14 protein-coding genes are annotated in these 15007 nt (G+C 69.7%); 10 read left to right on the forward strand and 4 right to left on the reverse strand.

Annotation, left to right across the window (positions count from 1 at the left end; genetic code table 11):
* Window positions 1–14 precede the first annotated feature (14 nt).
* Genes QZ670_RS05060 through QZ670_RS05075 form a run of 4 tightly spaced genes read left to right on the forward strand, consistent with a single transcriptional unit; the run spans window position 15 to window position 5732 of the window.
* On the forward strand, window positions 15–1715 hold the full coding sequence (locus QZ670_RS05060; RefSeq protein ID WP_294252692.1) for an ATP-binding cassette domain-containing protein: 1701 nt from the start codon (window positions 15–17) through the stop codon (window positions 1713–1715).
* On the forward strand, window positions 1712–3289 hold the full coding sequence (locus QZ670_RS05065) for an ATP-binding cassette domain-containing protein (RefSeq protein ID WP_294252693.1): 1578 nt from the start codon (window positions 1712–1714) through the stop codon (window positions 3287–3289). Before QZ670_RS05060 ends, QZ670_RS05065 begins: the two co-directional genes overlap by 4 nt.
* A gap of 41 nt (window positions 3290–3330) precedes the next feature.
* Window positions 3331–3684 carry a hypothetical protein gene (locus QZ670_RS05070; protein WP_294252694.1) on the forward strand — a complete coding sequence of 118 codons (354 nt, stop codon included), beginning with the start codon at window positions 3331–3333 and terminating at the stop codon, window positions 3682–3684.
* 53 nt (window positions 3685–3737) lie between these two features.
* Window positions 3738–5732 (forward strand): TonB-dependent receptor, encoded by a 1995-nt coding sequence (locus tag QZ670_RS05075; RefSeq protein ID WP_294252695.1) that lies wholly within the window; start codon window positions 3738–3740, stop codon window positions 5730–5732.
* A 162-nt stretch (window positions 5733–5894) separates the two neighbouring features.
* Here QZ670_RS05075 and QZ670_RS05080 read toward each other — a convergent pair whose 3' ends face one another.
* From QZ670_RS05080 to QZ670_RS05095, 4 genes are read right to left on the reverse strand one after another with little or no spacing between them, the layout of a single operon-like run.
* Window positions 5895–6902 (reverse strand): nucleotidyltransferase family protein, encoded by a 1008-nt coding sequence (locus QZ670_RS05080; RefSeq protein ID WP_294252696.1) that lies wholly within the window; start codon window positions 6900–6902, stop codon window positions 5895–5897.
* The gene (locus QZ670_RS05085; protein WP_294252697.1) at window positions 6899–7750 is read right to left on the reverse strand and encodes an HprK-related kinase A; all 852 of its coding nucleotides are present in this window, start codon (window positions 7748–7750) and stop codon (window positions 6899–6901) included. The genes QZ670_RS05080 and QZ670_RS05085 overlap by 4 nt, the downstream gene beginning before the upstream one ends.
* The gene (locus QZ670_RS05090) at window positions 7738–8013 is read right to left on the reverse strand and encodes an HPr-rel-A system PqqD family peptide chaperone (protein WP_294252698.1); all 276 of its coding nucleotides are present in this window, start codon (window positions 8011–8013) and stop codon (window positions 7738–7740) included. The genes QZ670_RS05085 and QZ670_RS05090 overlap by 13 nt, the downstream gene beginning before the upstream one ends.
* A gap of 10 nt (window positions 8014–8023) precedes the next feature.
* Complete coding sequence (locus QZ670_RS05095) at window positions 8024–8413, reverse strand: hypothetical protein (RefSeq protein WP_294252699.1); 390 nt, start codon at window positions 8411–8413, stop codon at window positions 8024–8026.
* Window positions 8414–8495: 82 nt separating this feature from the next.
* On the opposite strand from QZ670_RS05095, the gene QZ670_RS05100 reads away from it, so the two are divergent.
* The 6 genes from QZ670_RS05100 to phoU all read left to right on the forward strand — a co-directional run bounded on the left by QZ670_RS05100 (window position 8496) and on the right by phoU (window position 15006).
* The gene (locus QZ670_RS05100; RefSeq protein ID WP_294252700.1) at window positions 8496–9701 is read left to right on the forward strand and encodes an ATP-binding protein; all 1206 of its coding nucleotides are present in this window, start codon (window positions 8496–8498) and stop codon (window positions 9699–9701) included.
* Between the two features lie 88 nt (window positions 9702–9789).
* On the forward strand, window positions 9790–10821 hold the full coding sequence (locus QZ670_RS05105; protein WP_294252701.1) for a substrate-binding domain-containing protein: 1032 nt from the start codon (window positions 9790–9792) through the stop codon (window positions 10819–10821).
* A 40-nt stretch (window positions 10822–10861) separates the two neighbouring features.
* Window positions 10862–12238 carry a phosphate ABC transporter permease subunit PstC gene (gene pstC, locus QZ670_RS05110; protein WP_294252702.1) on the forward strand — a complete coding sequence of 459 codons (1377 nt, stop codon included), beginning with the start codon at window positions 10862–10864 and terminating at the stop codon, window positions 12236–12238.
* Entirely contained in the window at window positions 12231–13529 is a 1299-nt protein-coding gene (gene pstA, locus QZ670_RS05115; protein WP_294252703.1) for a phosphate ABC transporter permease PstA, read from the forward strand. Before pstC ends, pstA begins: the two co-directional genes overlap by 8 nt.
* The gene (gene pstB, locus QZ670_RS05120) at window positions 13529–14305 is read left to right on the forward strand and encodes a phosphate ABC transporter ATP-binding protein PstB (protein WP_093298717.1); all 777 of its coding nucleotides are present in this window, start codon (window positions 13529–13531) and stop codon (window positions 14303–14305) included. The genes pstA and pstB overlap by 1 nt, the downstream gene beginning before the upstream one ends.
* Window positions 14305–15006 carry a phosphate signaling complex protein PhoU gene (gene phoU, locus QZ670_RS05125; protein ID WP_294252704.1) on the forward strand — a complete coding sequence of 234 codons (702 nt, stop codon included), beginning with the start codon at window positions 14305–14307 and terminating at the stop codon, window positions 15004–15006. The genes pstB and phoU overlap by 1 nt, the downstream gene beginning before the upstream one ends.
* The last annotated feature ends 1 nt before the right edge of the window (window position 15007 follow it).

The following is a 15007-nucleotide window of genomic DNA, read 5'->3' on the forward strand; positions in this document are numbered from 1 at the left end:
TAGCATTGGCGCATATGACCCTTCAGAAGCAGGCCGGGCTCGCCTGGATCATCGATTTGGGCGGCGCCGCGCTGTTCGCCTGGGGCATCGCCGACGGAGTTGCCGCAGCAGCCGCGGGCGATGCCGTGCCGGCTGCCGCGTTCGCGGCGATGCTGGGCGGCGGGCTGATCCGTGCCGCCACCGCCTGGAGTGTGCCGCTGCTGGCGGTGCGCGGCGCGCAGGCGACGACCGCGCCGCTTCGCCGCAGCCTTGTCGAGCGACTGCTGAGCAGTGGTGCGGCGCCGTCGAGCGGGCAATCGGCAGTGCTGGCGATCGACCATGTCGCGACGATCGAAGGCTATGAAACGCGCTTCGTCCCCGCCCGGATGGCGGCGGCCGCCGCGCCGCTGGTGGCGGTGACGATCATCGCCTGTGCGAGCGTGGTAGCGGCGGGTATCCTGATCGGCACCCTCGTCCCCTTCATCTTCGGCATGATACTCGCGGGCACGGCTGCCAAGCGCGCCTCGGAGCGCCAGCTGGAGGCGCTGGGGGACTTGTCCGACCTGTTCGTCGACCGCGTCCGCACCCTACCGATCCTGCGCCATTTCGGTGCCGAGGACCGGATCGCGCGGCAGGTGGGCGTCGCTACGCGCGAAGTCGCTGCCCGCACCGTGGCGGTGCTGCGCGTCGCCTTCCTGTCGAGCGCGGTACTGGAGTTCTTCTCGGCGCTCGCGGTGGCGCTGGTCGCGGTATATTGCGGGTTCAGCCTGCTCGGCTTGCTCCCCTTCCCCGATCCCGAAACGCTGACGTTGCGCGAAGCCTTTTTCGCGCTGGCGATGGCGCCCGAATTCTACCTGCCGATGCGGCGACTGGCGGCGGCGTATCACGACAAGCAGCTCGGCGAGGCGGCGCGGGGGGCAATCGCGGCGGTGCCGGAGGTGGTGGCGCCTGCCGCTGCACCGGAGGTGTTCGCGGGCGTGGCGACAAAGGACTTGGTGATCGCCTGGCCGGGACGGACGATTGGGCCGGTCAGTCTGTCGATCGGGACAACGGGCCTGGTGGCGCTGACCGGGCCGACGGGCAGCGGCAAGACCAGCCTGCTGGCGGCGATTGCAGGACAGATCGTCCCCAGCGCCGGCAGCCTGCGGTTCCTATCGCTGGAAGAAGCGCCCGACCGCCTCAGCCATCAATCCCCCTCCCGCTTGCGGGAGGGGCTAGGGGAGGGTGAGTCGGGCGAGCGGGCGACACCGTCGCGGCAAAGCCTCCACGTCGCACCCTCCCCCATCCCCTCCCGCAGGCGGGAGGGGGGGAAGAGCGCAGCGGGTGAGGACAACCCCATCGCCTGGGCCGCACAGCACCCGCTGATCCTCCCCGGCACCCTGCGCGACAACCTCGCCCTCGCCGCACCCGACGCCTCCGACGCCGACCTCCTCGCCGCCATCGACCGCGTCGGCCTCGCCCCCATGCTCGCCCGCCGCGGCACCGGCTTGGACCTCCTGCTCGACCATCGCGGCTCCGGCCTCTCCGGCGGCGAGCGGCGGCGCCTCGGCCTCGCCCGCGCGCTGCTGGCGGACCGCCCGCTGCTGCTGGCCGACGAACCCACCGCCGACCTCGATGCCGAAAGCGCTGCCGCAATCACTGCGCTGCTCCGCACCGTCGCCAGGGAACGCGCAGTGATCGTCGCCACCCATGACCCGCGCCTGATCGCCGCCGCCGATGCCGAGGTGACGCTGTGAACCCCTTCCCCCTCGCCGCCCCCGAACGCCGCACGCTCCGCCAGGCGCTGGCCTGCGCGACCATCGCCGGGCTCGCCGCGATCCTGTTGCTGGCGCTGTCCGGCTGGTTCCTCACCGGCGCCGCCATCGCAGGCGCGAGCGGCGCGGCCGCGGTGGCCGCGTTCAACTATCTGATCCCCAGCGCCGCGATCCGCGGCCTCGCCATCCTGCGAACCGGCGGCCGCTATGGCGAGCGGCAGCTGTCGCACCAGGCCGCGCTCACCGCCATGGCCGATCTGCGCGGCCGGCTGTTCGGCAAGCTCGCCGCGCAGGACAGCCGCACCGCGCCGGACCTCGCCGGCGGCGACGCCAGCGCGCGGATGATCGGCGACATCGAAGCGTTGGAGGATCTGGTCGTCCGCCGCCCGAGCCGCCCCGCCAGCCTCGCCGCCGCGCTGTTCGCCGTGGTGCTGGTAGCGCTGGCCGGCTGGAAGGCTGCAGTCGCGCTGGCGCTGCTGCTCGCCGCGCTGCCCCTGTTGCTCACCTTCGCCGCCCGCCGCCTCACCACCGGTCCCGCCGCCGAGGCCGCGGAAGCGCTGGGGGCGCTGCGCACCGCGTTCGTCGACTATGCCGCCGCCCGGCCCGAGATCATCGCCTATGGCCTCGCCCCGCGCGTGGCGGACACGATCGCCGAACTCTCCCGCCCGCTCGACCGCGCCCGTGCGGCGCTGGCGCGCGGCGACGGCGCGGTGGCCGGGCTGCTCGCAGGCTATGGCGCGCTGACCGCAGCGATCGTCTTCGCGCTCTCCGACGCGAGTGCCCCACTCCGCGCACTGGCGCTGCTCGCCTCCGCCGCATCGGTGGAGGCAATGGCCACCTTTGCCCGCACCGCGCTCCGCCAGGCGAGCGTCGAGCAGGGCCTCGCCCGCCTCGCCACGCTCGCCGAGCTGCCGGGCGATCTCGCCCCCAGCACCCCGGACGACATCGGGGCCCATCCGATCAGCCTCGGCAACCATACCCTCGCGCCGGGTGCCCGCGTGGCGATCCTCGGCGCCTCGGGCACCGGCAAGACCCGGCTGATCGAGGCGCTGGCCGGGCTCCGCACGCCCGTGCATGCCCTTGCGCTCGATGGCACGCCGGTCGCGCAGTGCAGCGCCGATGCGCTCCGCCGCCAGTTCGCGCTCGCCCCGCAGGACGCCGTGCTGATCGCCGGATCGATCGCCGACAATCTCCGGGTCGCCCGCCCCGGCATCACCGAGGCGGCGATGTGGGAGGCGCTCCACACAGCCTGCCTTGATGCGACCGTGCGCGCGATGCCCGCCGGGCTGCAAACCTCGCTCGCCGAGGCCGGCGGCACGCTGTCGGGCGGCGAGCGCAAGCGGCTGTCGCTCGCCCGCGCGCTGCTCGCGGCCCGCCCCTGGCTGCTGCTCGACGAGCCCAGCGAAGGCCTCGACGCCGCGACCGAAGCGGAACTGGTCCGCCGCGTCGACGCCTGGCTACAGTCGACCGGCACCGGCCTGGTCCTCGTCTCCCACCGCCCCGCCCCGCTGGCCCTGGCGACTGACCGGATCGACATCGCCGCCATCGCCCAATGATATATTGAAACATGCGCGATGCCGCAGTACGGCATCCTTTCATGCGCATGTTCCGCATCCCTGCTCTGTTCGTCCGGCTGCTGCCGGCGCTGCTGCTGGCGTTCGCGCTGTGCTGGCAGGCGGGGATCGTCCGCGCGCATGTGCATGCGGGACAGGGCTGGCTCGCCGCGACGCATGCTTCCCACCACGCCCCCCAGCAGAATGACGACGACGAGGATTGTCCGCTGTGCGACGAGATCGCGTCCGCGGGCGCCTATCTCGCCTCCACGTCGCCGGCCGTCCCGGCGCCGCTGCCGGCACCCGAATGGCACGCAGCGCTCGCTGCCGATCCGGCCCCGCGGCTCGTCCGCTCGCACGCCTGGCGCAGCCGCGCGCCGCCTGAACTCCGCGCCTGACCCATAATTTGCGCCGCCCGCGCGGCGCACCCCAGGTTCACGGAGTTTCCTTCATGCGTACTGCCCTTCTCACGGGCGCGGCGATCGTCGCGTTCGTTCCCCATGCCTTTGCCGACACCGATCCGCAGCAGGCCAACGACAAGAACACGATCATCGTCACGGCCGCGCCTTATGCCGTGGCGAGCGACGAGGTGCCGACCATCGTCACCCATGTCGACCGCGACCAGATCCTGCGCAGCGGCGGGGCGAGCATCAGTGACGCGCTGGCACAGGAGCCCGGCATTTCCGCCACCAGCTTCGCCAGCGGGGCGAGCCGGCCGATCATCCGCGGCATGGACGCGACGCGCGTCCGCATCCTCGAGAATGGCGCCAGCAGCTCGGACGTGTCGGACATCGGCCCCGACCATGGCATTCCCGTCGACCCCTTCGCGGCGGAGAGCATCGAGGTCGTCCGCGGCGCGGGCACGCTGCGCTATGGCAGCCAGGCGATCGGCGGCGTGGTCAACGTGATCAACAACCGCGTGCCGATGAAGCTGCCAAGCGATCCCGTCTCCGGCGAAGCGGTGGGCAGCTATGGCAGCGCCGCGAAGGTCGGCGAAGGCGGCGCGCTGGTCGATGCCAAGCTCGGCCAGTTCGCGCTCCACGCCGACGGCTTCTACCGCGACGCGAGTGATTACGACACGCCGCTCGGCGTCCAGCAGAACAGCTTTTTCCGCGGCCACGGCGCCTCGCTTGGCGGATCCTATTTCTTCGGCGGCGACGATGCGAGCCATGTCGGCTTGTCGATCAGCCAGTATAATTCGAAATACGGCATCCCCAGCGACACCACCTATATCGACATGCGCCAGACCAAGGTGATGTCGCGCGACGTGTTCGCGGTGAACGCCGGCCCCCTCAAGTCGATCAACCTCGACGCCAGCTATGCCGACTATACGCATGACGAGAAGGAACCCGACGGCACGATCGACACCACCTTCCGCAACAAGGAATTCGACGGGCACCTCGAATTCCTGCTCAACCCGCTGGGGCCGATCCGCAACTCGGCACTCGGCTTCGAGGTGCAGAACCGCAAGTTCTCGGCGATCGGCGACGACAGCAGCTACCTGTTCCCCACCACCACCCAGAGCGAAGCGGCCTATCTCTTCACCGAAGTACCGCTGACCGACATCCTCCACCTCCAGGCCAGCGGCCGGGTCGAGCATGTCCGCAGCGAAGGCACGCCGGCGGGCGACGTGTTCACGGTGCGCGAGTTCACCCCCGTCAGCGGCGCGATCGGCGCGCTGCTCGACGTCGGCAGCCATGTGAAGCTGGGCTTCACCGGATCGAGCACCGGCCGTGCGCCGGCAATCACCGAGCTGTTCGCCCGCGGCGGGCATGACGGCCCCAACACCTTCGAGACCGGCGACCCGAACCTGAAGATCGAGCGCGCCAACTCGATCGAGGCGACGCTGCGGGTGAATGTCGATCGCTTCCACTTCGACGGCAGCGCCTATTCGACCTGGTTCAAGAACTACATCTATGGCGACCTGACCGGCCGCACCTGCGACGATGACGGCACTTGTGCGCTGGGCGGCGACGGCGATCTGAAGGAGCTCAACTATCGCCAGCAGGGCGCGCATTTCCGCGGGCTGGAAGGCAAGGCGAGCCTGGACCTGTTCCACCAGCACGACCAGACGCTGCAGCTGACCGGCCTGGCCGACTATACCCGCGCGACGCTGGACGATGGCGGCAACGTGCCGCGCATCCCGCCCTATCGGCTGGGTGCCGGCATGAACCTGTTCACGCCGCAGTTCGACGGCGCGGTGCAGTTCGTCCACAATGCCAAGCAGACCAAGTTCGGCGCCTTCGATACCGAGACGCCGGGCTACAACCTGATCAACGCGAATGTCGCTTGGCGGCCGTTCAAGTCGCAGCCGGGGATCGAGTTCGCGATCGTCGGCCAGAACCTGACCGACGAGATCGTGCGCAACGCGGCGTCGCTCAACAAGGATCTGGTGATCCAGCCGGGGCGGAACATCCGCTTCATGGTGAAGATCGCGACCTTCTGAGGGTCGAGGAAGGCGGGTTCGGTGGATGCCACCAACCCGCCTTCCTCTATTCTCGTCATCCCGGCGAAAGCCGGGATCCATTCGCCTCTCGGTCCGAAGAAAGCGCCGCAGCGTTGAAGCCAATGGATTCCGGCTTTCGCCGGAATCACCAAGCTTAGGTGATCAGGCAGGCCGGTGCCCCTTGCGCCATTTCGTCCAGAGGTGCCGGGCGAGCATCGCCGGCGGCATCCGCAGCGCGTGGGAGCGGAGGTAGAACCCGAGCTGCACCGCCTTGCGGGTCGAGCGGCCGCAGGCGTCGCGCGCGGTCAACCGGCGGTGGAACAGCGGGTCAAGCGCATTCCAGCCCTGCCATGCAGGCGGGGCCTCGGTGCCGTAGAGCCGCACCGCCTGCCGCACCGCGCGGCGTATGGCGGCACCCAGTCCGTGCTGCGCCGCACGTTCGGCCAGCCCGTCGAACCCAAATTCGCCGAGCAGGCAGTGGATGTCCCAAAGGTTGCGCATCCCGCCCGCGAGGTCGCCGTCGGCGAACAGATGCGCGGCGGCGTGGCAGAGCATGTCCTGGCGGCCGAGGATGCGCAGCCCGTTCTCCAGCGCCACGCTGTCCGCCAGCAGCGCCGCCGCATCCGGCCGAATGCGCGCGGTGAGCGGCAGGATCGTGTGGTGGACGTCGATCATCTTGTCGCGGTCGCGGTGGATCAGCGGCGGCAGCTCGTGCATCCAGCGGCGGTAATAGGCGTCGTCATAGGGATCAGGCTTCACCCATTCCCACCCCGCCGCGAGCAGTGCCGCTTCCACCTCCTCGATCGCCTCGCGCGGCACGAGGATGTCGAGATCGCCGATCACGCGGCCCGTGGAAGGCGACAGCCCCGCCGCGGCATAGGCGGTGCCCTTGAGCAGCACGACCGGCGCCTCGATCCCGGCAAGCGCGCGGCGCGCCATCTCGGCTTCCCACAGCGCCGCGGTGCGGCCCTGCTCGGCCGAAGCGATGGCGTCTTCGACCAGCCGCGCCGCTGCCGGAGGCATCGGCAGCCCGGCGATGCGGTGCGCGAGCGTACCCGCCAGCTGTTCGGCGCGCGCGACTGCCCACAGCGCGTTCCAATCGGCAGGCGCCAGTCCCTCGATGGTGCCGGGCGCGCGCAGCACGCGGGCGAGCAGCAGCGCCGGGTTCATGCCAGCGCCTCCACCATCGCCAGCGCCGTCTCCGCATCGGGATAGTCGATCGCCCGCGCGGGCACTTGCTGCACCAGCCGGGTCAGCGCCTCGAACCCGCGCTCGGCGAGCGTGACATAGTTGGTCGAGGCCTGGGTCAGCCGGACGAACGCCTCGCTCGGCAGCACCGGCCGCTCCGCCGCCTCGAAGCCGAAGCGCGGGAACAGGATCAGGCTGGGTTCGGCGGGTTCCGCCATCGCGGCGATGGCGCGGGCGTCGGGCACTAGGTGGCGGATCGCGCCCTTGGGCGTGCCCTCCAGCAGCGGACCGACGCGCGCGCCCGGCAGCGCCTGCGCGACCACGTCGATCGCTTCGTTCTTGAGGCTCACCAGCCGCGGAAAGGCGTGGGCGAGCCCGGTGGCGCAGTCGATCAGTGCGAACTCGTCGCCCATCAGCCGCCAGCCCCGCGCCATCAGCAGCGCCGCGAGGGTCGACTTGCCCGCGCCGGAGATGCCGGTCATCAGCACCGCGCGGCCGCCCCGCTCGACCATCGCGGCGTGGAGCAGCAGATAGCGTCGCAGCCCGAGCGCGACCTGCAGGTTCATCCCCATCTCGGCGGCGAGCAGCCCTTGGGCGAGCGGCAGCGGGGCGGCATCCGGGATCACGAAGTCCCCCGCGATGTGCACCGACGGGCGCAGCACCCGCCGCCACCGTCGCGCGGCGAACAGATGGACGTTGAAGTCGGCGATGCCGTCCTGCGGCGCCGGATAGTCGCGGTAGAGGTCGTCGAGTGCGGCGATCGGCGCGCGCCAGTGGCTGCCGATGCGAAAGCCCAGCGGCCCGATGCGGAGCAGCTTCAGATGGCGCATGTCCGCTCCACCAGCCCGGCGGCGACCAGTTCGTCGAGCCGCACCGCCAGCGCTACGGAATCGGGATCGGCGAGGTCGAAGCGTTCGCTCAGCACCGCCAGCAGCCCAGCCACGTCGCGCTGGCCTTCGCCGAGGATCTCGAGGATCTCCGGCACCGGCGCGTCGACGATATGGGTGATGCCCGAGGCGCGGTGGTAGATCAGCGTCAGCGCATCGAGCGGGACGATGCGGAGCGTCGCGGGATCGGCGGCGCGATAGAACACCGCCCGGCCCTCAGCCGCGCGGCATCTGCAGCGAGGCGAAGCAGGTGAAGCCGCTGGTCCCGCGCTGCAGGCGGCGGATATAGTTGGTATAGGCGCGGCTCGCCTGCGGATCGGTGCCCGGCAGCGTACCGCCATTGAGCGCGCGCTTGACGTCCTGCGCCTTGAAGTTGCGCCCCGGCGCCGGGAAGGCACCCGGCGTGCGCGCAGGCACGACGCGGCCGTCGGGCGCGATATAGCTGCCCGCACGGCCGGGATCGGTCACCGGGATTTCGCACTGCATGACCGAGGCATTGGTCTGCGCCAGCGCCGGGCGGATCGAGACGATCGCGGCCGCACTCGCGGCGCCGAGCATCAGCGCGCGCCGACGGGTCGGCTGGTCTTCGGATTTGGGATCGTCCATCGCCTTCTTCTTCTGCGCCCGGGCCCATTTCGCAATCGTAAATACGGGCTCGTCTTGGGACGATTGCACGCTAGAAGGCGCCATGCTCTCGGCCCATGGCTTCCGAATCAGCCTCGCACTGGGTGTCGCCGCGCTGTCGGCGGTCGTCGGGCTGTTGGTCGGCGGGGACCTGCAGCTCACCCTGGTGATGCTGGTCGGCGCGATCGCCGCGGTGCTGATCGTCGCGATCGGCGGCGACCCCGCCCCCGCGCCGCGCGACGATGCCGCCACGGCCGACCGCGACCCCGCCTTTGCCGAAGTGATCGAAGCGATCGCCGAGCCGGTGCTGGTAACCGCCGCTACCCGCGTGATCGCCGCCAACGCCGCCGCCCGCGCGCTGCTCGGCGAACATATCCTGGGCGAGGACGTGCGCCTGGCGATCCGCCACCCCGCTGCCGCCGAGCGGCTGCTCGATCCCGGCGAGGACCATAGCGCCCCGATTCATCTGGTCGGCCTCGGCACGCGCGAGCAGCGCTGGGAAATGCGCGTCCGCACGCTGGAAACCGGCGAGCGCGTCGTCCACCTCGTCGACCGCACCGGCAGCTACACCGCCGACCGCATGCGCGTCGACTTCGTCGCCAATGCCAGCCACGAGCTGCGCACGCCGCTCGCCTCGCTGCTCGGCTATGTCGAGACGCTGGCCGACGGCGCCGGCGAGGAGCCGGAGATCCGCGCCCGCTTCCTCAAGATCATGCACGACGAGGCGCGGCGCATGGACCGGCTGATCAGCGACCTGATCTCGCTCAGCCGGATCGAGGCGGAGAAATATCGTGCCCCGGCGGAGTCGGTGCAGCTCGCCGATCTGATCGACCAGGTCTGTACCGAGCTTTCGGGCAGCCCCCGCGCCGCCGATCTGGTGACCGAGATCGAGGGCGTGCCGCCGGTGCGCGGCGACCGCACCCAGCTCAGCCAGCTGCTCCACAACCTGATCGGCAACGCGATGAAATATGGCCGCGCCGGCACCCCGGTCACCGTGTCGCTGCGCAGCGAGGGCGACACGATGGTCCGCTTCGCCGTCGCCGACCAGGGCGAAGGCATCCCGGCCGAGCATATTCCGCGGCTGACCGAGCGCTTTTATCGCGTCGATTCGGGACGCAGCCGCTCGCTCGGCGGCACCGGCCTGGGCCTGGCCATCGTCAAGCATGTGGTCGAACGCCACCGTGGGCGGTTCGATATCGCCTCCACCGTGGGGGTCGGCACCACCGTCTCGGTGCGGCTGCCGATCGAGGCGAGTGTCATAAAGTCGTAACGCGATTGCCGGATGGGCGATGCGTGGGAAGCGAGGCGCAGACTCCGCGATCCGAAACACCGCCATCCTCGGGGAGCACAAAGTGACGATGCTGGGTCGTCTAGCGCTGATCGGCTTCGGCACGCTCGCCCTCTCGGCGTGCGACGGCAGCGCCACGCGCGAAATCCGCGTCGTCGGCTCCTCCACCGTCTATCCCTTCACCACCGCCGTGGCTGAGGCCTTCGTCAACGCGCGCAGCGGCCGCAAGGCGCCGGTGGTCGAATCGATCGGCAGCGGCGCCGGCCTCCGCCGCTTCTGCGAGGGCGTGGGCGCGCAGTTCCCGGACATCGCCAACGCCTCGCGCCGGATGACGCGCAAGGAGTATGATCGCTGCGAGGAGAATGAGGTCGGCGAGATCCTCGAGATCGTGATCGGGCTCGACGGTGTGGCCCTCGCGGAATCGAACCAGGGCCCCAAGCTCCAACTCAGCAAGCGCGACGTCTATCTCGCGCTCGCCGCCAAGCCGCTCGGCAAGCCAAACACCACGCGCACCTGGCAGGACGTGAACCCCAGCCTGCCCGCGATCCCGATCCTGGTGATGGGCCCGCCCTCGACCAGCGGCACCCGCGACGCCTTCGTCGAGCTGATGCTGGCGCCGGGCTGCCTGGAAGCCGATCCGAACGCCACCAGACTCAAGGCCGAAGCCGATCCTTCGCACTATGACGCCGAATGCCGCCGCATCCGCGATGACGGCCCCTATGTTGACAAGGGCGAGAACGACAATCTGATCGTCCAGGGGCTGGCGCAGAACCCCAATGCGCTCGGCATCTTCGGCTATTCCTATCTCGAAGAGAACCGCAACCGCCTGCACGGCGTGCCGATCGAGGGCGTGGCGCCGACCTATGCGACGATCGCCGACGGCCAGTACCCGGGCGCCCGCCCGCTCTACCTCTATGTGAAGAAGCGCCACCTCAAGGCGGTGCCGGGGCTGAAGGACTTCCTCACGCTCTACACCACGCTGTGGGGCCCGGGCGGCCCGCTGGTGAAGCGCGGGCTGATCGCGGCACCCGAGGCGATGCGCGCGGAGATGGCGAAGCGCGTGGCCGATCTCACCCCGCTCGATCCGGCCGCGCTCAAGTGACCCCTCCCCTCGCCCTCCAACCTGCTGAAATGCTCCGCCGGTGAACCCCTTCGCGTTACTGTTCCTGATCCTCGGCCTGGGGCTGATCGGCTGGCTGACGGCGCGGGCGCGCGCGCTGCGCTTCGATCGCGGCGGCGCCAAGCGGCTGCATTCGCTGCCGGCGCAGCATGGCTGGTTCGTCGGCATGTGGACGATCCTGCCGCCGCTGCTGTTCCTGGTCGTCTGGTCGGGGATCAGCCCCGGCCTCGTTCGCCAGACCGTGCTGCAGAGCCCCGCCGCAGCCGGCCTCTCCGACTTTGCCTTCGAGCGCGATTCGGTGCTCGCCCAGGCGCGCGCGGTGGCGAAGAACCCGTATGAGACCGAGGCCGACCCGCTCGCCCGCCAGCTCGCTCCCGTGGTGCGCGACGCCAGCCGCCGTTACGCCTGGACCGGCACCGCCGCCGCCGTGCTGCTCGCCTTTGCCGGCGCGGCCTTTGCGCTCAGCCGCATCCGCGCCGATTTCCGCGCCCGCTCCAAGGTGGAGCGCACGCTGATGATGGGGCTGCTGGTCGCCTCGCTGATCGCGATCTTCACCACCATCGGCATCTTCGTCTCGCTCTTCTGGGAATCGCTGCGCTTCTTCCAACAGGTGCCGATCACCCAGTTCCTGTTCGGCACCCATTGGAGCCCGCAGGTGATCGACGCGAAGAACCCCGGCGCGTCGCTCGGTGCGGTGCCGTTGTTCTGGGGCACCTTCTTCATCGGCGCGGTGATCGCGATGCTGGTAGCTATCCCCTTCGGACTGATGAGCGCGGTGTATCTCACCCAATATGCCTCGCCGACCACGCGCCGCTGGATGAAGCCGACGCTGGAGATGCTCGCGGGCGTGCCGACCGTGGTCTATGGCTATTTCGCCGCGCTGACCGTCGCCCCTGCCGTGCGCAAGCTGGCGGTGCTGCTCGGCGACCCCTTCGCCTCCTCCGAAAGCGCGCTGGCCGCGGGTCTGGTGATGGGCGTGATGATCATCCCCTTCGTCTCCTCGATGGCCGACGACTCGCTCGCCGCGGTGCCGACCTCGATGCGCGACGGCAGCCTGGCGATGGGGGCCACGACCAGCGAGACGATCTCGCGCGTGCTCGTGCCTGCCGCGCTGCCGGGCGTGGTGGCGGGCGTGCTGCTCGCGGTCAGCCGCGCGATCGGCGAGACGATGATCGTGGTGATGGCAGCCTCGGGCGCGGCGACGATCACGCTCAACCCGCTGCAGAGCGCCACCACCGTCACCAAGCAGATCGTCGACCTGCTGACCGGCGAGGCCGAGTTCGACAGCCCCAAGACACTCGCCGCCTTCGCGCTGGGCCTGACGCTTTTCGTCATCACCCTGCTGCTCAACATCGTCGCGCTGCGCGTCGTGAAGAAGTATCGCGAAGCCTATGAGTAAGCCCGCCGCCCAGGCCGAGCGCCGGCCGACCGACTGGAAGAGCACGGCGATGCAGAAGCGCATCCGCCGCCGCTATGCCGCCGAGCGGCGCTTCCGCGTGCTCGGCGCGGGCGCGGTGATTCTGTCTGCGGCGTTTCTCGGCTTCCTGCTCCTCACCATGGTGGCGCAGGGCTGGCGCGGCTTCACCGTCACCGAACTGGCGCTGCCGATCGACCTGAAGGCGGACGGCCTCAAGATCGAGCGCAGCCAGCTCGCCACCCCCGCCGCCGATCTCGCGCTGGCGAGCGCGGGGCTGGAGGATGTGGTGGAGAATGCCGCGACGCGCGCCTTCGGGACCGATGGGCCGACCTATCTCGCCCCCAGCGCTTGGCTGGCGGTGCGCAGCGCGATGAAGCGCGATCCGTCGCTGCTCGAGCGGCGCGCGACCGTCTATGTTCCCGCCGCCACCGGCTTCGACCGTGCGCTGGCCGGGGACGGCGATCCGGCGATGGAAGCCGGCGTCGCCCGGCTGACCAAGCAGGGCGCGATCCATCGCGGCTTCAACTGGACCTTCCTCAGCGAATCCGACTCCACCGATCCGGTCGCGGTCGGCGTGTGGGGGGCGCTCAAGGGCTCGCTGCTCACCATGGCGATCACCTTCCTGATCGCCTTCCCGGTGGGCGTGCTCTCGGCGATCTATCTCGAGGAATATGCGCCCAAGAACCGCTGGACCGATCTGATCGAGGTCTCGATCAACAATCTCGCGGCGGTGCCCTCGATCATCTTCGGTCTGCTCGGGCTCGCCGTGTTCCTCGGCACCTGGCAGATCGGCGGGCACAGCTTCGGCCCGATGCTGCCGCGCTCGGCGCCGCTGGTCGGCGGCGTGACGCTGGCGCTGATGATCATGCCCGTGATCGTCATCGCCAGCCGCAACGCGATCAAGGGCGTGCCGCCCTCGATCCGCGACGCCGCGCTCGGCATTGGCGCAAGCCCGATCCAGGTGGTGTTCCACCATGTCCTGCCGCTGGCGATGCCCGGCATCCTAACCGGCACGATCATCGGCATGGCACGGGCGCTGGGCGAGACCGCGCCGCTGCTGCTGATCGGCATGCGTGCCTTCATCGTCACCGCGCCGGGAGGCTTCACCGATCCCTCGACCGTGCTGCCGGTGCAGATCTTCCTCTGGTCCGACGAGGTCAGCCGCGGCTTCGTCGAGAAGACGAGCGCCGCGATCCTGGTGCTGCTCGCGGTGCTGCTCGCGATGAACGGGCTCGCCATCTACCTCCGCAACAAGTTCGAGACCCGCTGGTAATGACCGCCCTCTCCCCCGCTCCCCACAAGATGTCGGCCCGCGGCGTCAGCGTGTTCTACGGCCAGAAACAGGCCGTGAAGGACGTGTCGATCGACGTCGACATGGACAAGGTCACCGCCTTTATCGGCCCGTCGGGCTGCGGCAAATCGACCTTCCTGCGCACCTTCAACCGGATGAACGACACCATCGCCAGCGCGCGGGTGTCGGGCGAGATCACGCTGGACGGCGCCGACATCTACGCCGACGACATGGACGTGGTGCAGCTGCGCGCCCGCGTCGGCATGGTGTTCCAGAAGCCCAATCCGTTCCCGAAATCGATCTTCGAGAATGTCGCCTATGGGCCGCGCATCCACGGCCTGGCCGCGTCGAAGAGCGACCTGGAAGATATCGTCGAGCGCTCGCTGAAGCGCGCGGGGCTGTGGGAAGAAGTGAAGGATCGCCTCTCGGACAGCGGCACCGCGCTCTCCGGCGGCCAGCAGCAGCGCCTCTGCATCGCCCGCGCGATCGCCGTCGATCCCGAAGTGATCCTGATGGACGAGCCAGCCAGCGCGCTCGATCCGATCGCCACCGCCAAGATCGAGGAGCTGATCCACGAGCTGCGCGGCCGCTACGCGATCGTGATCGTCACGCATAACATGCAGCAGGCCGCCCGCGTCTCCCAGCGCACCGCCTTCTTCCATCTCGGCCAGCTGGTCGAATATGGCGAGACCGACAACCTCTTCACCGCGCCCCGAGAAGAGCGCACGAAGGACTATATCACCGGAAGGTACGGCTGATGGCATCGGGCCACGAGCATACGGTCAAGGCGTTCGACCAGGACATCAGCCAGCTGCGCGCGCTGATCTCGCAGATGGGCGGCCTTGCCGAGCAGGCGATCTACGACGCGATGAAGGCACTGCAGCGCGGCGACGAGGCGCTGGCGAAGACGGTGCGCAAGAAGGACAAGCAGATCGACGCGCTGGAGGCCGAGATCGAAAAGCTCGTCGTCCGCGTCATCGCGCTCCGCGCACCTATGGCGGACGATCTGCGCGAGGTGATTGCCGCGATGAAGATCGCTGCGGTGGTCGAGCGGATCGGCGACTATGCCAAGAACATCGCCAAGCGCGTGCCGATGATCCATGCCGAGGGCGAGGAGCGGATCGAGGCGGTCTCGATCCTGCCCGCCATGGGCCAGATCGCCGCCGACATGGTGCGCGCCGCGCTCGACGCCTTTTCGGCGCGCGACGCCAGGGCGGCGGCCGAGGTGCATGCCAGCGATACCGCGCTCGACGATTTCTACGATTCGATCTTCCGTACGCTGGTGACCTTCATGGTAGAGAATCCGCGCACGATCAGCCAGGTCGCGCACCTGCTGTTCGTCGCCAAGAATCTGGAGAGGATCGGCGACCATGCAACCAACGTCGCCGAAATGGTCTATTTTGCCGCGACCGGGCACTATCTCGCCGATGCGGAAGCCGGCGAAAGCAGCGGGAGCTGAG

Source organism: uncultured Sphingomonas sp. (assembly GCF_913774285.1).
Classification (GTDB): domain Bacteria; phylum Pseudomonadota; class Alphaproteobacteria; order Sphingomonadales; family Sphingomonadaceae; genus Sphingomonas.

Coding starts and splice junctions, on each gene's coding strand:
- pstB (WP_093298717.1), top strand. CDS start 13,529: ATGACCGCCCTCTCCCCCGCTCCCCACAAGATGTCGGCCCGCGGCGTC.
- pstA (WP_294252703.1), top strand. CDS start 12,231: ATGAGTAAGCCCGCCGCCCAGGCCGAGCGCCGGCCGACCGACTGGAAG.
- QZ670_RS05095 (WP_294252699.1), bottom strand. CDS start 8,413: ATGGACGATCCCAAATCCGAAGACCAGCCGACCCGTCGGCGCGCGCTG.
- phoU (WP_294252704.1), top strand. CDS start 14,305: ATGGCATCGGGCCACGAGCATACGGTCAAGGCGTTCGACCAGGACATC.
- QZ670_RS05075 (WP_294252695.1), top strand. CDS start 3,738: ATGCGTACTGCCCTTCTCACGGGCGCGGCGATCGTCGCGTTCGTTCCC.
- QZ670_RS05070 (WP_294252694.1), top strand. CDS start 3,331: ATGCGCATGTTCCGCATCCCTGCTCTGTTCGTCCGGCTGCTGCCGGCG.
- QZ670_RS05080 (WP_294252696.1), bottom strand. CDS start 6,902: ATGAACCCGGCGCTGCTGCTCGCCCGCGTGCTGCGCGCGCCCGGCACC.
- QZ670_RS05100 (WP_294252700.1), top strand. CDS start 8,496: ATGCTCTCGGCCCATGGCTTCCGAATCAGCCTCGCACTGGGTGTCGCC.
- QZ670_RS05105 (WP_294252701.1), top strand. CDS start 9,790: ATGCTGGGTCGTCTAGCGCTGATCGGCTTCGGCACGCTCGCCCTCTCG.
- QZ670_RS05085 (WP_294252697.1), bottom strand. CDS start 7,750: ATGCGCCATCTGAAGCTGCTCCGCATCGGGCCGCTGGGCTTTCGCATC.
- QZ670_RS05060 (WP_294252692.1), top strand. CDS start 15: ATGACCCTTCAGAAGCAGGCCGGGCTCGCCTGGATCATCGATTTGGGC.